Source organism: Vibrio sp. R78045, from assembly GCF_042466085.1.
Taxonomy (GTDB): Bacteria; Pseudomonadota; Gammaproteobacteria; order Enterobacterales; family Vibrionaceae; genus Vibrio; species Vibrio cyclitrophicus.
In genome coordinates this window covers 1,500,057-1,519,904 of the sequence record NZ_JAXHBS010000018.1, presented here as the reverse complement: position 1 = coordinate 1,519,904, position 19,848 = coordinate 1,500,057, and the positions used below count along the sequence as shown (strand labels likewise).

Genomic DNA, 19,848 nt, shown 5'->3' with positions numbered 1-19,848 from the left:
CATGAATTTTAAAGCGATTTTAGACAAGATAAAGCCAACGAATAACAAAGGCAGCTCTCAGGTTGTTATGTTAGGCAACAATGCCATTTATATTTCATCGGCAGATCAAGAATCTCAAGTAACCAACACCCCTGTGGTTAACGGGGATTGGGAGAGTGCACTAAAGAAATCGCTTAGCAGTGAGGCATTTACCAGTAATAGCCTGCAGTTGATAGTTTGTGCTAACTACTACCAAACCTACCAAATTGATAAACCGGACATTCCAGAGAACGAGTGGTCGGTTGCACTGCCATTTTTACTGAAAGATCTTGTATCTGAAAGGGTGACTGAGATTACGGCGAGTGCGGTAGCCTTACCTACTTCGAATAAGCTACAAGTGTATGTTTTGCCTAAAAAGCTGTTAAATAAGCTTGTAAACATTACTCAATCAGCGCAAGTGGAACTTAAAGGCGTTGCCCCTGAAGATGAAATCTGGGGTTATAGCGCAGGTGAGCTTTCTAATTTTATCCTTTTACAACGTAGCTCCAATTCACATTTTAAGCTTGGTGCGTTTGTTGAAAATACGGTTTGTTTCCAAAGAACGATCCGTAGCGTTGTCCCTCCTTTAACCGGTGTTGCATCAAGTGTTCTTCAGTTAGATGGCCTTGCTTTAGAGTTGCAACGCTCAATTGATTATCTTTCTTCTCAAATCAAAGGTACTCAACTTCATCAGTTAAAAATCTGCTGTGATGAGGAAGACGAGACTGAATTACAAAGTGCGTTAAATAACACACTGAGCTCGACAGTTTCGTTGTTGGTGGAAGGTGAACGTGATAATTCAGAGAGTTTGTTGGTTAAACTCGCAGCTGAAAAAGATACTTTTAATGTTAATCTTTACCCTGAACACCTCAAGCCTAAAAAAGAATATTTTACGCTGACAAATGTTGTTGCGATTTGGGGGCTAGTTTGTGTTTTGCTGCTGGGTGGTTACTTTGTAATGCAGTATCAAGTTTCTAATCTAGATAAAGAACTAACAGCTCTGCAACATGACTCGAACCGACTTAACAAGCAAGTTAACCAATTGAATAGTAAGTTAACTCAACACAAACCGTCTCCAGAGAAAGTGGCCGCTGTTGCGCGTCTCAAACGTGAGACTCAGGCCAAAAAAGAGGCATTGAAGGCGGTCGGGCAATACGACGAATCACAACAAGTCGGGTATTCTGGCGTCATGAACTCCTTAGCTAAATTAGGCCGAAATGACATATCGCTTTCGCATATTTATATGACGCACGATACTTTAGACCTCAGTGGCTTAGCTCGTAACGCCAATGTTGTTCCGAATTGGATTGGTCAATTTAAAACAGAGCTTAATTTAGTCGGGCGTGCCTTTGAAAAACTTAAAATAGGTCGCAATGAGCAAGATGTGGTGACGTTTGAATTAAGTACTCGCAGGGAGAGTAAATAATGCAACAGTGGAACCAGCTTAACGATAAGTTTCTTGCATTAAGCCAAAGAGAAAAATGGCTACTTTTCGTGTGTGGTTTTGTTGGGCTATCCATGCTGTTGTTCACCTTGTTGGTTGAACCTGCGTATCTCGACTTACAAGCCAAAAATGCTAAGACGATGAGCCTGACTCAATCAAATCAAAGACAGCAGGGTGAGCTACTCGTTCTGCAAGCTAAGCTCAATAAAAACCCAGATAAAGAAATCAACATCGAGTACAAAAAGCTACTTGTTGAAAGCCAAGACCTTTCACTTCAGCTTTCGCAGATTGTCGATGGGTTGATCACGCCTTCTCAAATGTCGCAGTTACTGGAGAGCGTTCTTAACGCTGGTAGTGGGCTAAAGCTTGAGTCGCTAGAGTCATTAAAACCAGAAGCGATTTCGAACAATAAAGAGACTAGTGAATATTCAGGTTACTTTCTTCATCCTGTGAGAATGGAATTGACGGGCAGCTATTTTGATATTTCTGCTTACCTTCAAGCCCTTGAATCTCTTCCTGTTAGCTATTACTGGCGAACATTTAAATACTCAGTTGAAGAGTACCCTAAAGCTCGACTCGTATTTGAGGTTTACACACTTGGTACTAGACAGGAGTTTATCGGTGGTTAGAACTCTATTGTTGTCCCTACTTTTAAGTAGCTCAGTGGTTTGGGCAGAGCAAGATCCAACGGCACCATTAGGTTGGCTTACTCCTGAACAAAAAGCCGCGCCTGCTAAAAAGGCGCCAACTCGCTATCGCCTACCGTCCCTAGAAAGCATCGTTTGTAAAGGTGATACGCCTTGCTATGCGATTATGAATGGTCAGATTTTAGGTCAAGGAGAAACGATCAGAGGGTACCTAGTGAAAAACATAGATCCAGAATACGTCACTCTGCAGAGAAGCTCTAAGCAGTGGAAATTAGAGATGTTCTCTTTAGATGTTAAGAATAATTAAGGTTTGAGTGAAGACATGCGTAAACTTGTAGTAGCAATTCTAGTGTCATCTTTAGTCGGCTGTTCGATGGGACACAGAGATCCTGTTGAGATTAAAGAGTCTTTGAACGAATCCATTAATGAAGCCAATAGTCGAGCACTTCATGAACTGCCTTCGTCGGTTCAAGATGACCTTATGCCTCAGCTTAATTCTGACTCCATGTCTCCGGGGACGGAAACCGTTAAGCGCTTTCGTATTCAAGCAAAAGGCGTTGAAGCGAGAACCTTCTTTGCCAGCTTAGTGAAAGGTACTGAGTATAGTGCGGCCATTCACCCTGGCGTGTCAGGAAACCTTACGCTTAATCTAACGGACGTGACACTAGACGAAGTACTGGCTGTTGCTCAGGATATGTATGGCTACGATATCGAAAAGCGTGGCAAAGTGATTCAAGTTTATCCTGCTGGTCTTCGCACCGTAACGATTCCTGTCGATTACTTGCAAGTTAAGCGTGCAGGTCGATCATTGACGACTATCACCACTGGAACGATCTCGAATTCAGATAACAGCTCGTCAAGCTCATCAAGTTCAGACTCTAATTCATCCAACTCCTCCAATTCTTCTAATTCTTCGAACTCGACATCGAACGGTGGTACAGAGATTGAAACGACCTCTGAAAGCGATTTTTGGCCACAACTTGAAGCAGCAGTTGCTCACCTTATTGGTTCAGGTGACGGGCAAAGCGTTGTGGTAACCCCGCAAGCGAGTGTGATTACGGTTCGAGCTTACCCTGACGAAATTCGTGAAGTTCGTGAGTTCTTAGGCATTTCTCAGAAGCGTTTGCAGCGCCAAGTTATCTTGGAAGCCAAAATCATGGAAGTGACCTTGAGTGATGGTTACCAACAAGGTATTAGCTGGTCGAATCTATCTAAATCTATTGGTAGCGGTGGTGTTGTTATTGACCGCCCTACAAGTACTCTACCGCCGTTAGATGCGATCAGTTCTCTACTCGGTGGGCAAACTAATGTCACGATCTCTGATGGTAGCTTCGAAGCGGTTTTGAGCTTTATGGATACTCAAGGTGACCTTAACGTTCTATCGAGCCCGCGAGTAACGGCTGCGAACAACCAAAAAGCAGTTATCAAAGTGGGAACCGATGAGTATTACGTAACAGATTTATCAAGCTCAGTCGGTAGTGGTGATAACGCGAATGTGGCTCCTGAAGTTGAGCTCACTCCCTTTTTCTCTGGTATCTCTTTGGATGTAACTCCTCAGATAGATGACAAAGGGGGCGTATTTTTACATGTTCACCCTGCCGTTATTGAGGTCGAGGAAGAAGTGAAAGAGCTCAATTTAGGTTCAACGACAGGTTTGGTGCAACTTCCTTTAGCGAAAAGCTCTATTCGAGAGTCTGACTCAGTGATTCGCGCAAAAGATGGCGATGTGGTTGTGATTGGCGGGTTAATGAAATCAAATACCAGTGATGTGACGTCTAAAGTTCCATTCCTGGGTGATATTCCAGCCTTAGGGCATTTGTTCCGCAATACCAATCAGTTAACGCAAAAAACTGAGCTCGTGATCTTGCTAAAACCCACGATCGTGGGTGTGAATACTTGGCAAACTGAGTTGGAGCGTTCTCGTGATCTTCTTCAAGAGTGGTTCCCTGATGAAGAGTAAATACTTACTTTCTCAATGTAGATTGGCTGTTTTTTACTAAGCTAGGTCGTCATATGTATCAAGCTCACTTTGGTTTTGAACAACTGCCATTTACGTTAACGCCGAATACCGATTTCTTTTATGGTTTGGCGCCTCATTTTGAGGCGATTCAAACGGTCATCTCGGCGTTAGATATGGGAGAGGGCGTAATCAAAGTCACTGGCGAAGTCGGTACGGGAAAAACCATGGTTTGTCGGATGCTGGTTAATCATTTAAAGGATTGTACGGCGTTAATCTACCTGCCAAACCCTGTTTTGTCTGGTGCAGACCTGCGTCAAGCCGTCGCCAAAGAGCTAGGTTTGACTATCGATAATCCAGCAACCTTAGTTGATAACATCCAGCACAAGTTAATTGAATTACACAACTCAGGCTTAAGAGTCGTCGCCATTCTTGATGAGGCTCAAGCGCTATCGGATGAAGCGCTCGAAACATTAAGGTTGTTTGGTAATCTTGAAACTGAAGATAAAAAATTACTTCAGATAGTGTTACTCGGACAGCCTGAACTGGATGTCAGGTTAGAGGCTTACCACCTCCGGCAGTTTCGACAGAGAATCACATTCAGTTCAACACTGAGGCCGCTCAATCTCGATGAAACGGTAGCGTATATTGATAACCGGATTGCTAAATCTGGTGGCAACTCAGAGTTGTTCAGCTTGAATCAAAAAAAGGCGATTTGTCGCTCATCGTTAGGTATTCCAAGGTTGATAAATCAACTATGTCATAAGGCACTTTTGCTCTCTTTCAGTGAAGATAAAAAAAGTATCGACAACCAGCACCTGTTTTCAGCCATGCATGAAACTTACGATGTATGTAAGCCTAAATTTAAAACGCCAATACTGTGGGGTTGGAATTAATTATGAGCGTCATTAATAGCGCGTTGTCTGAATTGGCAAAGAAAAAATCAGCGACTTCGATTGAAGCTGCAGTAGTACCAAAAGTCAAAACACGCTCTCCATTAGTATGGGTTGCTGCGGGCTTTACACTCAGCTTAGCCATGGGCGGTTGGGCGATATCGCAAGGTCCTGCTGTCGGCAATTCAATCTCTACAAGAGACGCGCAGATTGAGGTTTCTGTCATTGATAGTTCGGGCGAAATACAGAATGTAATTGCGCAGCCTATCTCGTCGCCAACCAAGAAATTAGTCACGTTAGACGTACCTGAGCGTTCTGTAGAGCATGTCGCTACGTCAAACAATGTAAAAGCTAAGTCAGTCTCGTCTGATTCAACGATTGTAACTCCTCGTAAAGCGGTACTTAACACGACCAGTGCACCTAAAGGGAATAAAATTAAAATTCCCGAGCCCATATACGTGGCTAGTGTGACAAAAAAAGAGCCTGTTTCTATCTCTGGCGAAGTCGCCATTTCTGAAGGTTCAGAAAATAATGGAATGTTGATTGAGCAGGTGGAGCTAACGTCTGATCAACTATCAGCCAATGCACAAGGTCGTGCTCAGAAAGCGCTTGATGCGAACGATCTTACTGGTGCCTTGAAAGGTTATACCGAAGCTCTTCGATATGCCCCTAGAAATGAGGACGTTCGCCAGAAACTCGCGATTCTCTATTTTGGGAAAGGTGATACTCGTAAGGCTTACGAACTTTTTCAGTCGGGTATCAAACTTAATATCAATAGTGAAAAGCTGCGTTTAGGCTTATCAACATTGCTTGTCAAAGCGAACCAAGCGGAAGCGGCATTGAGTCCATTAGTCCATTTACCGCCAAACCCAACCAAAGATTATCTAGCCATGCGTGCGGCGTTGAGCCAAAAATCGCAGCAAGAAGAGATTGCATTAGAGAGTTACAAAAAGTTGGTCGATGTTGATTCTGATAATGCTCGCTGGTGGCTCGGTCTGGCCATTCAACAGGAACGTCAGCTTGATTTTACGGCTGCAAAAGAGTCATACCAAGGCGCTTTAACTCGAGTAGGAATCTCATCTCAATCGCAAAGTTTTGTGCGAGATCGATTAAAAATACTCGATGCCTTAGAGGAGCACGACGATGCAAATTAGACTAAGAAAGCGATTGGGTGATTTGCTTGTTGAAGAAGGCATTATTACCGAGTCTCAAGTAGAACAAGCTCTAGCGGCTCAGAAAAGTACCGGACGTAAGCTAGGTGATGCACTGATTGAGCTTGGCTTCTTATCAGAGCAACAGATGTTGAGCTTCCTATCACAACAGCTAGCGATTCCTCTTATTGATTTAAGCCGAGCCAACGTCGATGTAGAAGCGGTACAGCTTTTACCCGAAGTACATGCTCGTCGCCTTCGCGCATTGGTGATTGGACGCCAAGGTGACACTTTGCGTGTTGCAATGAGTGACCCTGCCGATCTGTTTGCACAAGAATCGTTGCTCGGTCAACTCGGCGATTATGCTCTAGAATTTGTGGTCGCTAAAGAAAGACAACTCGTTGATGGCTTTGACCGCTATTATCGTCGAACCAAAGAAATTGCCTCTTTCGCTGAGCAACTGCATGCCGAACACCAAGTTAATGATGCCTTTGATTTTGATATAGCAGGTGAAGACAGTGACGAAGTTACGGTCGTTAAGCTTATCAATTCGTTATTTGAAGATGCAATCCAAGTTGGTGCTTCTGATATCCATATTGAGCCCGATTCAAACGTATTGCGTCTTCGTCAGCGTATTGATGGTGTGCTGCATGAAACATTGTTGAATGAAGTCAATATTGCGTCTGCCCTGGTTCTGCGTTTGAAGCTGATGGCAAACCTTGATATCTCAGAGAAACGTCTTCCTCAAGACGGCCGTTTTAATATTCGCGCGAAAGGCCAATCTGTCGATATTCGTATGTCGACTATGCCAGTGCAGCACGGTGAGTCTGTGGTGATGCGTCTGCTTAACCAATCAGCCGGTTTACGTAAATTAGAAGCGTCGGGTATACCGAGCGATCTGCTGGTTCGTCTTCGTCAACAATTACGCCGTCCACATGGGATGATCTTGGTTACTGGGCCGACAGGTTCAGGTAAAACCACTACCTTGTACGGTGCGTTAAGCGAATTAAACGAACCGGGTAAAAAGATCATTACTGCGGAAGACCCGGTGGAATACCGACTTCCGCGTGTGAACCAAGTTCAGGTTAACCCTAAGATTAATCTCGACTTCTCTACTATCTTGAGAACTTTCCTGCGTCAGGATCCCGATATCATTCTTATTGGTGAGATGCGTGACCACGAAACCGTTGAGATTGGATTGAGAGCCGCACTGACGGGTCACTTAGTATTAAGTACGCTGCACACCAATGATGCGGTAGACAGCGCACTGCGTATGATGGATATGGGCGCTCCAGGTTACTTGGTAGCGAGCGCTGTGCGAGCGGTAGTGGCGCAGCGATTAGTTCGTAAAGTATGTACTGACTGTATAGTTGAAGATGAATTGGATGAACCTCGCAAGCAATGGTTGAGCGTCCGTTTTCCCAACCAAGTGGGTGTGCCATTTGTGAAAGGTCGTGGTTGCCAGAACTGTAACTTAACCGGCTATCGTGGGCGTATTGGGGTGTTTGAAATGTTAGAGCTAGAACAAAACATGATGGATGCGCTTAGAGCGAATGATGCGGTCGGTTTTGCTCAAACAGCTAGGCAGTCTGAAAACTACAAACCGTTATTGGCTTCTGCGATGGAACTGGCTCTGCAAGGTGTCGTGAGTCTCGATGAGATAATGTACCTTGGTGAAGGGGATGCTTCCGGTGCCACTGACCCAATTTATCTGTAGGGGTAGAGTGATATGCCAACGTATCGTTATGTAGGTCGCAGTTCGGATGGTAGCCAGGTTACCGGTCAATTAGATGCGAATAACGAAGATCTTGCCGCTGAAAGCTTGATGAGCAAGGGGATCATTCCAACCTCAATTAAGTTGGGGAGAAGTGGTGATTCAGTATTAGATATGGATATATCTAGCCTGTTTTCACCCAATGTTCCTCTTGAGGTCTTGGTTCTGTTCTGTCGACAATTATACAGTCTAACCAAAGCGGGCGTGCCGCTTCTGAGGTCGATGAAAGGTCTGACTCAAAATTGTGAAAACAAACAGTTGAAAGCAGCTTTAGAAGAAGTGGTTGCTGAGCTAACCAATGGTCGTGGGTTAGCGGCATCGATGCAAATGCATCCTAAGGTATTTAGCTCGCTGTTTGTATCGATGATCAGTGTTGGTGAAAATACGGGTCGTTTAGACCAAGCGCTGCTGCAGTTAGCTGGATACTATGAACAAGAAGTGGAGACTCGCAAGCGAATCAAGACAGCGATGCGTTACCCAACATTCGTGATCTGCTTCATTTTGATTGCGATGTTCATTCTTAACATTAAGGTTATCCCACAGTTTTCTAGCATGTTCGCACGGTTTGGTGTCGATCTTCCACTCCCCACTCGTATCTTGATTGGTATGTCAGAGTTTTTCGTGAATTATTGGGGCTTGATGCTAGGCGTGATCTTTGGCCTTATTTTTGCGTTTAAAGCTTGGGTTAAAACAGATAACGGCTTAGAAACGTGGGATCGGTGGCGCCTAAAAATACCTGTCATTGGTGGCGTTGTTAACCGAGCTTTACTGTCTCGTTTCTCACGTACTTTCGCATTGATGCTCAAAGCGGGTGTGCCATTGAATCAATCGTTAGCGCTATCGGCTGAAGCTCTGGATAACCGCTTTTTAGAGTTACGGGTTCAAGCTATGAAATCGGCAATTGAAGCGGGTAGTACGGTTTCTTCAACCGCGATTAACAGCGAAATCTTCACACCGCTCGTGATACAAATGATTTCAGTCGGTGAAGAAACGGGTCGTATTGATGAGCTATTGCTCGAGGTGTCAGATTATTATGATCGAGAAGTTGATTACGATTTGAAAACCTTAACCGCTAGAATAGAGCCTATTTTGTTGGTCGTTGTCGCTGGTATGGTCTTAGTATTGGCTTTAGGTATTTTCCTGCCGATGTGGGGAATGCTGGATGCAATCAAAGGCTAATGAATGCTAAATAACCTACAACGCTCACGTTTTGTTATTTGGAGTGTGGTTATCCTTTTTCTAATTGTAGGGCTGCTATCTGCATTGGATACGGTAGAAGAAGAAGCGAGTAACACGGCATTGATCGTCGCGAGTAAGCGGATTCTTGAGCAGGCTAATTTGTTTAAACAAGAGTATTTGTTAACGGGCCCGGAACAAACTAATGACTCAGAACAGTTAATGCGCTACAGCAGAACGGGATGGATAAAGCCGATTAAAGGTTCGGAACGGGATTGTCGCTATTGGTTAGAGCAATTGTATCCCCCACAGAGCATTTTAGGGCTGACTTTTCCCAGTATTGAAGATAAAAGTGATAACATACAGTTTCATTGTAGTTATCATTATAGCGATAAGTATCAAATAGATATATTGCTCGAAAAAGAAAGATTTAGTGTAAAAGCCAATATTTTGGCTTTGTGAGAATATTGACACTGTTTTTATGGTTTTATACGTGTGCAAATGTATAATGCGCGTTAGTAATTAGATGAGTAGGTAGAAAATGCTTAAAAATCAAAAGGGTTTCTCCCTTGTCGAATTAGTCATCGTAATTGTTGTCGTTGGTTTATTGGCAGTGGCGGCTTTACCCCGCTTCTTAGATGTGACCGATGAGGCTAAAAAATCCAGTATTGAAGGTGTCGCTGGTGGTTTTGCAACCGCAGTATTATCAGCAAGAGCACAGTGGGAAGCCGAAGCAAGACCATCTGAGAAGATTGGTGTTGAAACATACAATACTGTAAATTATGATGGTGTTGATTTTTGGTTAACAAGATCAAAGAACAGCAAGAGTGAAGATACCGACTTTCGAGATGGTTACCCATGGACTGTGAATAGTGACTCTTCAGTCGCACCAGGAGATATTTCTTCAGAAACCTGTGCTGAATTGATGCAGAATTTACTGCAAAACCCACCGAATGTGGCAGCAGTCGATGATGTTGATGACGACTCAAATTATAAATATTCAGCGGAAGCGAATTCAGGTGAGGCAACGTGTACTTACATTCAGTTAGAAGGTAATACCGAGCACCAATTCGTTTACGAAATTAAAACTGGTCGTGTGACCGTAACTTTGCAGTAAGTCTGCGTAAAATTAAACATAGAGAGAGCTTAACTATGAAAAGACAAGGCGGTTTCACCCTAATCGAACTAGTGGTTGTAATTGTTATTCTAGGTATTCTTGCTGTAACTGCGGCACCACGTTTCCTAAACCTGCAATCAGATGCTCGTTCAGCGTCACTTCAAGGTTTAAAAGGCGCTATGGCAGGAGCTGCGGGTATCGTATACGGTACTGCGGCAATTAATGGTGAAGAAAGTCAATCTACCGTAACTGCAGCTTCAAGTGCTAGTGGCGTTAACCTAGTTTTTGGTTACCCAGAAGCATCATCTGCTGGTATCGGTGCTGCAGTTGATGGGTTAGCCGCTGGTGGTGATTTCAACTTAATTCCTAGCCATGTAAGCCAAGCAACTGCAACTGTAGTGTATGGCTTTGCTGATGACACAGCTACAGACTCTACTTGTGTAGTAACTTATACAACGCAAGCTTCAGCAGGAGCTCCGACAATTACTTCTCCTGACGCTGACGCATGTTAAGTTTACTTTAAACTTAAAGGCCAGCTTAGCTGGCCTTTTTCATATCTATAGCACATAAATATTAAAACTATTCATATACATAAGATCGTAATTTTCATTATCTTGTATAATCAATATTTGTTAGCTGGGCAGGGGGTCATTATGGATAACAGCCGCATATCTAAAGGCTTTACTCTGGTAGAGCTGATCATCGTCATTATATTGATTGGTATTGTTTCCCTATACGCATCTACCCGTTATGTTGGCTCCTCTTCCTTTTTAACCTACCTTGTACAAAGCGAAGTATTAGCTTCATTACGATTAGTACAAAACCGTGCGATGAATCGTTCCGATTATTGTAACCGTTGGCTGTTAAATTCAAACCAAACTCAAGCTATTCAAGCCTCTCCGTCTAACGCGGAAGGTATTTGTACTGAACAATTTCCTGCTGATGTTACTGATTCCAGTTTTGTTGATGGCAAACAGAATAAAGTGACGTTTAAGCTACAAACTGATATCAATGTTTCGTACCTTGATTTTGATAGTTCGGGTCGAGCTCAGCAATGCTTAGTATCGAATTGTCAGATTGAGATATCTTCGACTGTCAACGATGATTCAATTTCAGTGTGCATTAATACTGAAGGGTATATCTATGGATGTTAAACAAAAAATCCGCACCCAAGGTTTTTCCCTAATAGAAATGATCATTGTGATTACTCTTATTGGTTTTGCTCTTGCTGGACTTACCGCGTCTTTGTACCCGCGTTCAATTCAGACCGCAGAACAAATAACATCAGTTAAAGCTGCAGATCTTGCTCGCTCAGTACTTGATGAGGTAATGGGGCGCGGGTATGACCAATTTTCCGGCGTGAACGGAGGAGTGCCTGAATGTGCAGTCTCAACTATTTCAACGCCAGGTCAACAACTGTGCACGTTACCCAATGATTTGGGGCCTGACAGCGGAGAAACTGACGCGAATGGTATCTTGGTAAAGAGCTTAGCTAATGATGTTGATGATTTTCATGGTTTAAGAGGACGTGTTGAAGATGTTCTTGATAGCGATCTCAGTGATGCGGGTTATCGCAATTTCAATGTCGAAATCGATGTGTTTTATGATACTGCTGTTGTTAATGACGATACGGTGATGATGTCTGGAAATCCATCTATTATCCGAACGCATTACAAGAGGGTTGAAGTTGTGATTATTGATTCTCAGGGTTACCGCTATCCTTTTTCTGCGATTAAAGGGAATTTCTAATGCGTGGTTTTACACTGATAGAGATGATTATTACTATTCTTCTGCTTTCTATTGTTGGTCTATTTTTGGGGAATGTTATTCAACAGGGTATGGGGATTTATGTTGATAGCACAGCTCGTGAAGCTTTGATACAACAAGGTAAATTTGTCACGGAGCGAATGACTCGAGAATTAAGAGAAGCCGTCCCTAACAGTATTTTAATTGAAAATGATTGTATTGAATTTTTGCCGATCATCAATAGTGCTATTTATCAAGAACTTCCGGCGCCAGAGGCGAAATCAGCAGTGATACGGATATTGCCAATAGACAAAAGCATTTATCAAGGAGAGCGAGTTATAGTTTATCCTAACGACCCGAATTCGATGCGTCTTGATCCAGCGATAGAAGGTCAAATTGCAGAGGTGAAAGAGGATGTGGACTTCACTACCTCTGCAGCGGTGATGGTCAATGTTGAATTGACTCAAGCAACGGGATTTGAAACCAGCTCTCCAAGTAAACGTCTCTACTTTTACCTTACTCCTGTTGCTTATTGCCACGTCAATGCTCGTATCTTTCGTTATGCTGATTATCCATTGTCTCGAATGTCCTTATCACCAGAATCGCTGGGTAATGGTGTTTTGATAGCTGAAAATGTAAAAGATGCCGCTTTTCAAAAATTGGCACCAGAATTAGAAAGAAATGGTTTGGTGAGGTTTGAGTTATTGTTTGCTGATAAAGGAGAGGAGATTCAGTTTGTCCATGATGCCCTTATCTATAACGCTCCGTAAACAAACGGGGGGAAGTTTGATCCTAGTTGTCTTCATACTAGTGGTTATGGCTTCGGTTGCGATGGTTGCTAATCAGAACCAACAACGTAACAGTGAGCAATTGATTTCAACCCTGATCGGTACTCGGGCTGAAATGGCTGCGCGATCTGGTGCACAAATAGAAATCAGTCGTTTTTATCAAACCCCGACAGAAGACAGTTGCCATACTTCTAATACAAAAACTATAAGCTTTGAAGGTGAAGGGTTGGCGCAATGCAAGGCGGAAATTCATTGTAACTCTATTGGCGTTTTAGATAATGGTATTAACGTATATCAACTAATATCTAAAGGAAGCTGTTCGGTTGGGGATTGGGTCTTACAAAGAGTCGTAGAGGTTGGTATTCGTGATGATAAGTAGATTTTTTTTGAGCTTAGTGCTATTTGGCGTATCTTCATCATCATTCGCTACGGATTATGTCCTTCAAATGAACCTCCCAACTTGTACTAGTAATAATTGGTCCGTTACTGGCAATCAATATACATGTAATTATGGCATCGTTAAGCTTGCTAAAGGGGATACTCTTTCATCTGCGATAGATATTCAATTAACCGCCGATGGCGGTTTTCAATTTGAAGGTAATAACAAAGTAGGTGATTCTTCCGCGACTATCGACCTAAAAGCGAGTTATGGTAATTTTGAATGGAAAAATGATTCCAACAACCTTTCAGAGCTGTTGGGTAGCTTTGTTGGTAATAGTACACCTGTTAATTTTGATTCAGTATTTGTTGAAGGCTCCATTGAGACTGGAGGTAATATTGAAATCCACAATAGCAATGTTATCGGATCGATTGATTCTAAAAACAACGAGGTAGAGATCACTGACTCTAAACTCTTCGGTAGCATTACCGCAAGCAATGAGGTGGTGATAAGTAATTCTGGGGTAGATGGTGACATCACCAGTAAAAACTCCCGTATAACGATGGAACGCTCTGAAGTTGAAGGGAAGGTTTCAACTAAAAACAAAATTGTTGTGGAGGATTCGGCGGTGTCTGGTGAACTGACCAGTACCGATGAAACCATAACGATTGAAAATTCTGAAGTTGAAGGGGATGTTTCAACTAAAAACAAAATTGTTATTGAAGGTTCTCAGGTCTCTGGTGACATTACGAGTTCTTCTGAAACTGTGGAGCTCGATGACTCTTATGTTATTGGTGACGTTCAAGCAGGGCAACCTAACTGGGGGACGGTTTATGTCAGTAATGGAACGGTCGTTGATGGTACTTGCTTGTATCAAACCGTGCCAGAAAATGCGTGTGGAATAGAAGAACTACCTAATCCGATTGCTCGATATCATTTAGATGAAGCATCCTGGAATGGCGCAAATAATGAAGTAGTCGACAGTTCTGAAAATCAATTACATGGACAAACTGTTAATGGTTTAACAGCGCAGCCATCTTCTGAATTCTCTGCCATACCGACTATTAACTCTCTGGGCACCTGTGGCTTCGGTGAGTTTATCAATAGTTCGAATCAATATATTAATGTACCTCACGATAACATATTAAATTTAGATAAAGATTTTACGATTTCCGTTTGGGTAAAACCCACTAGTTATCCAAGTTCTGGATTGCATTCTATTGTCTCAAAAGATAACAACTATGAGTTTCATTTAAACTCGTCAGGCCAAATATTTTGGTGGTGGCAAGATAAAAACAAAAATGGAAACGGAAGTGCTCAAACGAGAACATTAACAAGTGAAGTCAGTATTCCAATAAATGAGTGGTCATTTATTACGCTTAGATACGACTCTGAAAGTTATAGCAATAATAAATCTATGGCTAGCCTATTTATTAATGGAGAAGAAAGAGGAGAGCTTTTAGTAAATGCAAATCGAAAATTAGTAAATAATACTAAGCCTTTACAAATAGGCCAAGATCAGAACTTTTCAGGACGGGCTTTTGATGGTTATATCGATGAGGTTGAAATATTTGATAAGCCATTAAACAACAATGAAATATTTCAATTATATAGCCAAACACACTTATGTTCAGATGAGCCAGAGAATTCGATTGATCACTTTGAATTTGATCATTCAGGCAGTGAGTTAACCTGTAATGCAGAAGAAGTGACTATTCGTGCCTGTGCTAATGAGTCCTGTTCAGAATTGGTGACTGAAGATGTTGATGTGACTTTATCGCCTGAAATTGTAACCGGTGGTGGAGGTTGGGTTGGCGGCAATCAAATTCAGTTATCTGGTGGTACAGGCATATATTCAGTTCGCAAGAATACGGCGGGTAACTTGAGAATTGGAGTCATCCAATCTGATCCTGCTGTGATTCCTAGTGGGGAAACATTGTGTTCGAGTGCAGGAGGAGCTTTAGGAAGCAGCAACTGTAACATTGAGTTTTATAGCAGTGGTTTTATCTTAAACGTCCCCGACAAAATAGCCGACAGACCAGTAACTGGTCGTATAAAAGCAGTAAAAAGCTCCGATGATGCTCAAAAGTGTTTACCAAGCTTTCAGAACACTTCAAAGAATATCGAATTTTTTGGGCAGTACGTTACCCCCGATTCTTCTGTCATTATTGGTAGTCCTACTATTGGTTTAAAAGTTGGCAGTATTGAAAAAGATCTGGCAATGAGCAGTGTTTCCCCAAAAATATTTACCGTTGATTTTGATAATGATGGGGAAGCAGAGTTTGATGTCAGTTATATTGACGCAGGAAAGTTACAACTTAATGCTCAGTATGAAGGTTCTGATGATGAACTTGGATTGGATATGCGAGGGAGTGCCCAGTTTGTCAGTTTCCCTAAGCAGCTCAATATACAAGCTAGAAATACAGCTGGAAATAGCGGCTCCTGTGTAACCGAAGATTTAAGTTGCTCCGTTTTTGCGAAAGCCGGTGAAGCTTTTACATTAAATATTTGGGCTTCGGGCGATACAGGAGTAGTTACTCCTAACTTTAGCTCACAAGATATTGCTTTGAGTCATGAACTTAAGGCTCCAGTCGTTACCGGTGCAGAGCCTGGTTTACTTGGTAATATCTCTTACAGTCATACCATAATTAGTTCTGGCATTAACTCTGTCGCACAAAGTATTTCTGAAGTGGGGGTTTTTAACTTTTTAGTTGAAGAGTTACCTTCCTATTTAGGCAGTAACTCTTTTACGATTCAAGGTGCGCAGACTGGTTCTATTGGGCGATTTATACCTTATTATCTTCATCTAGATAGCAACACTCCGAGTTTTACTGAAGCTTGTTCAACTTTCACTTATTTAGGACAAGCTATGGAGTTCAGTAGCTTACCTGAATTAACTGTTACGGGGCGGTCGTTTGATAACGTGGGCAGTAATGGAGAGAAAGAAACGCTTAATTACAAATTTGGCGGTTGGTGGCGATATGCTAATCCTTGGAACTTTAGAACTTTTTGGGCAGAAAGCTCAACATTGTCTATTACTGATACCGATTCTAGTAAAGTTGTAAAAACCCAAGGCTTTGCTTGGCCGGGACAAGTCACTTTTGATTCTAATCTTCAATTGGCAAGCTTAGAAGAGGCTCAAATAGCTTATGTGAAACCATTGACTCCCTTAGGACTAATCAATGAAGGGATTGTCGTTCGTTTAGCTGTTAATGACACAAAAGATCTTGATGGTGTTTGTTATCAAACTAATGGAAGTTCTTCTTGCTCCGGTTTTGATTTTTCAGTTTCAGATGCACAACGTCAACGCTGGGGGTATTTAGCGATCGCAGATACGTTTGGCCCAGAAACGTCAAGAGTGCAATCTGTTGTAACAAGCTACTACTTTGATGGCTCAAGCTTTAAAACGAATACCAGTGACTCTTGCAGTGACTTTTCGGTCGTGGATTTGAGCTTTGATGTTGGTAATGATTCAAGTGCTCTACCCATTGGAGGTGGTGTTACCGCTGCTACCATAGAATCGAGGCCTGTTATTCAAAATGGCGAAGGATATATATCTTACAGTGCGCCTGGTGAAGGGAATCGAGGGGCTCTAGAAAGTTCGCTTGGCTTTGAGTCGTTTCCGTGGTTGAGAAATGATTATAACCAAGATGGTATTTTTGACGATACTATATCTTCCGAAGTTCGTTTTGGTTTGTACAGAGGTAGTGATCGAGTTATTTGGTGGAGTGAACAAAACTAATCTCACTTGTTGTATTGTGCACATTTGGCATCTACCGCGGTAACGATCGTGTGATCTACCGAGGGGAAAGTGGCTTAACAGGTCAGTAATAATATAATTTTTGCCCCTTAAGTTAGGAATCTGTAAGAAATTGCGGGTTTCAGTCCATGTTTATACTTCAATGCCTTGCCGTGACAGCAAGGCATTGGTACATTTAGTACAATTTTTGTCTTCTAATTCTTGCAGGATGAGCGAAGAATATGTTTAAAAAACTTCGTGGCATGTTTTCAAACGACCTATCGATTGATTTAGGTACTGCCAATACCCTTATATATGTAAAAGGCCAAGGCATTGTTCTTGATGAGCCTTCTGTTGTCGCTATTCGCCAAGATCGTACAGGGTCTGCAAAGAGTGTCGCTGCTGTTGGTCATGCTGCTAAGCAAATGCTTGGTCGTACGCCAGGTAACATTTCAGCGATCCGTCCAATGAAAGACGGCGTAATTGCCGACTTTTACGTAACGGAAAAAATGCTTCAGCACTTTATTAAGCAAGTGCATGACAACAGTGTTCTTAAACCAAGCCCTCGTGTCTTGGTTTGCGTTCCTTGTGGTTCAACACAGGTTGAGCGTCGTGCCATCCGTGAGTCAGCGCTAGGCGCTGGTGCTCGTGAGGTTTATCTAATCGATGAGCCAATGGCTGCGGCGATTGGTGCTGGCCTGCGCGTTTCTGAGCCAACAGGTTCAATGGTGGTTGATATCGGTGGTGGTACGACTGAAGTTGCGGTTATCTCATTAAATGGTGTGGTTTACTCTTCTTCTGTTCGTATTGGTGGTGACCGTTTTGATGAAGCTATCATCAACTACGTTCGTCGTAACTACGGTAGCTTGATTGGTGAAGCAACGGCAGAAAAGATCAAACACGAAATCGGCTCAGCTTACCCTGGCGATGAAGTACAAGAGATCGAAGTACGTGGCCGTAACTTAGCGGAAGGCGTGCCTCGTAGCTTTAGCCTGAACTCAAACGAAATTCTTGAAGCGCTTCAAGAGCCGCTATCAGGTATCGTATCTGCTGTCATGGTTGCACTAGAACAATGTCCGCCAGAGCTTGCTTCTGATATATCAGAGAACGGTATGGTGCTGACTGGTGGTGGTGCACTGCTTAAAGACCTTGATCGTCTGCTAACGGAAGAAACAGGTATCCCTGTTGTTGTTGCAGAAGAGCCACTAACGTGTGTTGCTCTAGGTGGCGGTAAAGCCCTAGAGATGATCGACATGCACGGCGGCGACCTGTTCAGCGAAGAATAATATCTAGGGCGTGTTGATCTTGCGAGCTGATTTTTGCAGCGAGTTGCTGGGTATTTATACAAGACGGAGGCTTTGATGTGTAGCTAGCCTACATGAGAAGCCGATAACGTAGTAGAAATGACCAGCAAACGCTGCCCGAAGGGTTCGGCTAAAAGCGTTTTACTCTTTGTTGAGGGAGATTTGCTTAGAATGACTAGGCTACTTCTCCCTCGCCTCGATTAAAACGCTTTTATCTCGAACAAAATTTAACCGCGAAAGGTCAACACGCCCTAGTGTTAGGCCCTTTTCTTATCTATTTTTATGTAAAGAGCCTAGGACCTTGTCTATAGGATCAAATGTAGCTCTAGGACCAAATATAGAATGAAGCCAATTTTTGGTAGAGGTCCCTCTCTACAATTGCGCCTGTTTTTTGCTGTAATTTTATCAGCCAGCCTTATGCTGGCTGATAGTCGTTTAGATGCTTTCTCAAATGTCCGCTATCTATTGAACAGCATGGTTGCCCCAATTCAATACGCAGCCAACTTACCTCGCACTATGTTCGATGGTGTCTACGACCGTTTTAGTACTCGTAAAGGACTAATCGAATCCAACCATAATATTAAACGAGAAGTCTTGCGTCTAAAAAGCGAGCTGATTCTGCTTGAGCAATACCAAGAAGAAAACAAGCGCCTTCGTAAGCTATTAGGATCTCCGTTTATCCGTGATGAAAAGAAAGTCGTCACAGAAGTTATGGCGGTAGATACTTCACCCTATCGTCATCAAGTTGTGATCGATAAAGGTCAGATTGATGGGGTGTATGAAGGTCAACCGGTGATCAACGAAAAAGGCATTGTCGGCCAAGTGACTTTTGTCGCTGCTCACAATAGCCGTGTCCTGTTACTGACTGACGCAAACAATGCGATTCCTGTTCAAGTCATTCGTAATGATATTCGAGTGATCGCTTCCGGTAATGGCATGATTGATGAGATTCAACTAGAACACATTCCAACCAGTACTGATATTCAAGAAGAAGACTTGTTGGTGACATCGGGTTTAGGCGGGGTTTATCCTGAAGGCTACCCTGTGGCTTATGTTTCTTCAGTCGATTATGACCCGAAACGTGAATTTGCGGTTATTAAAGCAGAGCCTGTGGTTGAGTTTGATAAGCTCAGGTACTTATTGCTTGTTTGGCCTGATGAAAACAAACAGATGCAAGCGGATCAAATCAGCATTAAACAAGTATTGTTAGAGGGTGAAGATGGCCAATAGCGTTTTAAGAAGCAAAGTAGTAATTGGTTGCTCATTTTTGATCGCGCTTATTCTGCAAACCATTCCTTGGCCCGGTAGCTTAGATCTATTTCGACCGTCATGGTTGTTACTGGTGACGTGTTATTGGGTTCTTGCTCTGCCACACCGTGTTAACGTGGGTAGTGCTTTGATTTTGGGCCTATTGTGGGACCTATTGATTGGTTCAACATTGGGTATTCGTGGAATGATGATGGCAATAGTGATGTACATTATTGCGCTTAACTTCCTCGTGATACGTAACATGGCGCTATGGCAACAAGCCATGATCATTGCGGCGTTGACGGTATTGTTTGAAGTGTTGATCTTCTTTGGTGAATATTTGATCCAAGATGTCGTTTTCAATCCATTATCGTTATGGAGCGCATTGATAAACTGTATACTTTGGCCTTGGATGTTTTTATTAATGAGACGTGTGCGTCGCCATTGGCATGTGAGGTAGTATGACG

At 42.7% G+C, this 19,848-nt stretch carries 19 protein-coding genes and 1 pseudogene; all 20 read left to right on the top strand.

The genetic code is table 11. The annotated features are described in order from the left end of the window. The first annotated feature begins 1 nt into the window (after position 1). The 20 genes and pseudogenes from SJY39_RS28525 (at position 2) to mreD (ending at position 19,841) form a co-directional block, all read left to right on the top strand. The gene (locus tag SJY39_RS28525; RefSeq protein ID WP_010434328.1) at positions 2-1,444 is read left to right on the top strand and encodes an MSHA biogenesis protein MshI; all 1,443 of its coding nucleotides are present in this window, start codon (positions 2-4) and stop codon (positions 1,442-1,444) included. Next, the gene (pilO, locus tag SJY39_RS28520) at positions 1,444-2,091 is read left to right on the top strand and encodes a type 4a pilus biogenesis protein PilO (RefSeq protein WP_010434330.1); all 648 of its coding nucleotides are present in this window, start codon (positions 1,444-1,446) and stop codon (positions 2,089-2,091) included. The genes SJY39_RS28525 and pilO overlap by 1 nt, the downstream gene beginning before the upstream one ends. Further along, a complete protein-coding gene (locus SJY39_RS28515; RefSeq protein WP_372275587.1) occupies positions 2,084-2,416 on the top strand; it encodes an MSHA biogenesis protein MshK in 333 nt (110 codons plus the stop codon). The genes pilO and SJY39_RS28515 overlap by 8 nt, the downstream gene beginning before the upstream one ends. Before the next feature lie 15 nt (positions 2,417-2,431). Continuing rightward, positions 2,432-4,069, top strand: a complete 1,638-nt coding sequence (gene mshL, locus SJY39_RS28510; RefSeq protein ID WP_016789728.1) for a pilus (MSHA type) biogenesis protein MshL — start codon at positions 2,432-2,434, stop codon at positions 4,067-4,069. Between the two features lie 53 nt (positions 4,070-4,122). Further along, entirely contained in the window at positions 4,123-4,962 is an 840-nt protein-coding gene (locus SJY39_RS28505) for an ExeA family protein (protein WP_010434338.1), read from the top strand. Between the two features lie 2 nt (positions 4,963-4,964). Continuing rightward, on the top strand, positions 4,965-6,113 hold the full coding sequence (locus SJY39_RS28500; protein WP_010434341.1) for a lipopolysaccharide assembly protein LapB: 1,149 nt from the start codon (positions 4,965-4,967) through the stop codon (positions 6,111-6,113). Beyond that, entirely contained in the window at positions 6,103-7,827 is a 1,725-nt protein-coding gene (locus SJY39_RS28495; protein WP_010434345.1) for a GspE/PulE family protein, read from the top strand. Before SJY39_RS28500 ends, SJY39_RS28495 begins: the two co-directional genes overlap by 11 nt. A gap of 12 nt (positions 7,828-7,839) precedes the next feature. Beyond that, a complete protein-coding gene (locus SJY39_RS28490) occupies positions 7,840-9,063 on the top strand; it encodes a type II secretion system F family protein (RefSeq protein WP_010434347.1) in 1,224 nt (407 codons plus the stop codon). Positions 9,064-9,066: 3 nt separating this feature from the next. Then, positions 9,067-9,522 (top strand): hypothetical protein, encoded by a 456-nt coding sequence (locus SJY39_RS28485; RefSeq protein WP_016790950.1) that lies wholly within the window; start codon positions 9,067-9,069, stop codon positions 9,520-9,522. A 79-nt stretch (positions 9,523-9,601) separates the two neighbouring features. Beyond that, entirely contained in the window at positions 9,602-10,177 is a 576-nt protein-coding gene (locus tag SJY39_RS28480) for a prepilin-type N-terminal cleavage/methylation domain-containing protein (RefSeq protein ID WP_010434354.1), read from the top strand. 35 nt (positions 10,178-10,212) lie between these two features. Further along, positions 10,213-10,689, top strand: a complete 477-nt coding sequence (locus SJY39_RS28475; RefSeq protein WP_102277580.1) for a type II secretion system protein — start codon at positions 10,213-10,215, stop codon at positions 10,687-10,689. Between the two features lie 141 nt (positions 10,690-10,830). Then, positions 10,831-11,331, top strand: a complete 501-nt coding sequence (locus SJY39_RS28470; RefSeq protein ID WP_102277581.1) for a prepilin-type N-terminal cleavage/methylation domain-containing protein — start codon at positions 10,831-10,833, stop codon at positions 11,329-11,331. Then, a complete protein-coding gene (locus SJY39_RS28465; RefSeq protein ID WP_016794286.1) occupies positions 11,321-11,926 on the top strand; it encodes a prepilin-type N-terminal cleavage/methylation domain-containing protein in 606 nt (201 codons plus the stop codon). Before SJY39_RS28470 ends, SJY39_RS28465 begins: the two co-directional genes overlap by 11 nt. Next, positions 11,926-12,693 carry a PilW family protein gene (locus SJY39_RS28460; protein WP_016795709.1) on the top strand — a complete coding sequence of 256 codons (768 nt, stop codon included), beginning with the start codon at positions 11,926-11,928 and terminating at the stop codon, positions 12,691-12,693. Before SJY39_RS28465 ends, SJY39_RS28460 begins: the two co-directional genes overlap by 1 nt. Beyond that, positions 12,665-13,090 carry a hypothetical protein gene (locus SJY39_RS28455; RefSeq protein WP_016788312.1) on the top strand — a complete coding sequence of 142 codons (426 nt, stop codon included), beginning with the start codon at positions 12,665-12,667 and terminating at the stop codon, positions 13,088-13,090. Before SJY39_RS28460 ends, SJY39_RS28455 begins: the two co-directional genes overlap by 29 nt. Next, complete coding sequence (locus SJY39_RS28450) at positions 13,080-16,832, top strand: DUF6701 domain-containing protein (RefSeq protein WP_016795708.1); 3,753 nt, start codon at positions 13,080-13,082, stop codon at positions 16,830-16,832. Before SJY39_RS28455 ends, SJY39_RS28450 begins: the two co-directional genes overlap by 11 nt. A gap of 17 nt (positions 16,833-16,849) precedes the next feature. Next, positions 16,850-16,921, top strand: a pseudogene (locus SJY39_RS28445) (DUF6701 domain-containing protein); the annotation flags it as partial. A 150-nt stretch (positions 16,922-17,071) separates the two neighbouring features. Continuing rightward, positions 17,072-18,115, top strand: coding sequence for a rod shape-determining protein (locus tag SJY39_RS28440; protein WP_010434366.1), 1,044 nt, complete (start codon positions 17,072-17,074; stop codon positions 18,113-18,115). A 360-nt stretch (positions 18,116-18,475) separates the two neighbouring features. Next, complete coding sequence (gene mreC, locus SJY39_RS28435; RefSeq protein ID WP_010434369.1) at positions 18,476-19,363, top strand: rod shape-determining protein MreC; 888 nt, start codon at positions 18,476-18,478, stop codon at positions 19,361-19,363. Further along, on the top strand, positions 19,353-19,841 hold the full coding sequence (gene mreD, locus SJY39_RS28430; protein ID WP_010434372.1) for a rod shape-determining protein MreD: 489 nt from the start codon (positions 19,353-19,355) through the stop codon (positions 19,839-19,841). Before mreC ends, mreD begins: the two co-directional genes overlap by 11 nt. Positions 19,842-19,848: the final 7 nt, after the last annotated feature.

Coding starts and splice junctions, on each gene's coding strand:
- SJY39_RS28500 (WP_010434341.1), top strand. CDS start 4,965: ATGAGCGTCATTAATAGCGCGTTGTCTGAATTGGCAAAGAAAAAATCA.
- SJY39_RS28480 (WP_010434354.1), top strand. CDS start 9,602: ATGCTTAAAAATCAAAAGGGTTTCTCCCTTGTCGAATTAGTCATCGTA.
- SJY39_RS28440 (WP_010434366.1), top strand. CDS start 17,072: ATGTTTAAAAAACTTCGTGGCATGTTTTCAAACGACCTATCGATTGAT.
- SJY39_RS28465 (WP_016794286.1), top strand. CDS start 11,321: ATGGATGTTAAACAAAAAATCCGCACCCAAGGTTTTTCCCTAATAGAA.
- SJY39_RS28450 (WP_016795708.1), top strand. CDS start 13,080: ATGATAAGTAGATTTTTTTTGAGCTTAGTGCTATTTGGCGTATCTTCA.
- mshL (WP_016789728.1), top strand. CDS start 2,432: ATGCGTAAACTTGTAGTAGCAATTCTAGTGTCATCTTTAGTCGGCTGT.
- mreC (WP_010434369.1), top strand. CDS start 18,476: ATGAAGCCAATTTTTGGTAGAGGTCCCTCTCTACAATTGCGCCTGTTT.
- SJY39_RS28490 (WP_010434347.1), top strand. CDS start 7,840: ATGCCAACGTATCGTTATGTAGGTCGCAGTTCGGATGGTAGCCAGGTT.
- SJY39_RS28505 (WP_010434338.1), top strand. CDS start 4,123: ATGTATCAAGCTCACTTTGGTTTTGAACAACTGCCATTTACGTTAACG.
- SJY39_RS28485 (WP_016790950.1), top strand. CDS start 9,067: ATGCTAAATAACCTACAACGCTCACGTTTTGTTATTTGGAGTGTGGTT.
- pilO (WP_010434330.1), top strand. CDS start 1,444: ATGCAACAGTGGAACCAGCTTAACGATAAGTTTCTTGCATTAAGCCAA.
- mreD (WP_010434372.1), top strand. CDS start 19,353: ATGGCCAATAGCGTTTTAAGAAGCAAAGTAGTAATTGGTTGCTCATTT.
- SJY39_RS28525 (WP_010434328.1), top strand. CDS start 2: ATGAATTTTAAAGCGATTTTAGACAAGATAAAGCCAACGAATAACAAA.
- SJY39_RS28460 (WP_016795709.1), top strand. CDS start 11,926: ATGCGTGGTTTTACACTGATAGAGATGATTATTACTATTCTTCTGCTT.
- SJY39_RS28475 (WP_102277580.1), top strand. CDS start 10,213: ATGAAAAGACAAGGCGGTTTCACCCTAATCGAACTAGTGGTTGTAATT.
- SJY39_RS28495 (WP_010434345.1), top strand. CDS start 6,103: ATGCAAATTAGACTAAGAAAGCGATTGGGTGATTTGCTTGTTGAAGAA.
- SJY39_RS28470 (WP_102277581.1), top strand. CDS start 10,831: ATGGATAACAGCCGCATATCTAAAGGCTTTACTCTGGTAGAGCTGATC.
- SJY39_RS28455 (WP_016788312.1), top strand. CDS start 12,665: ATGATGCCCTTATCTATAACGCTCCGTAAACAAACGGGGGGAAGTTTG.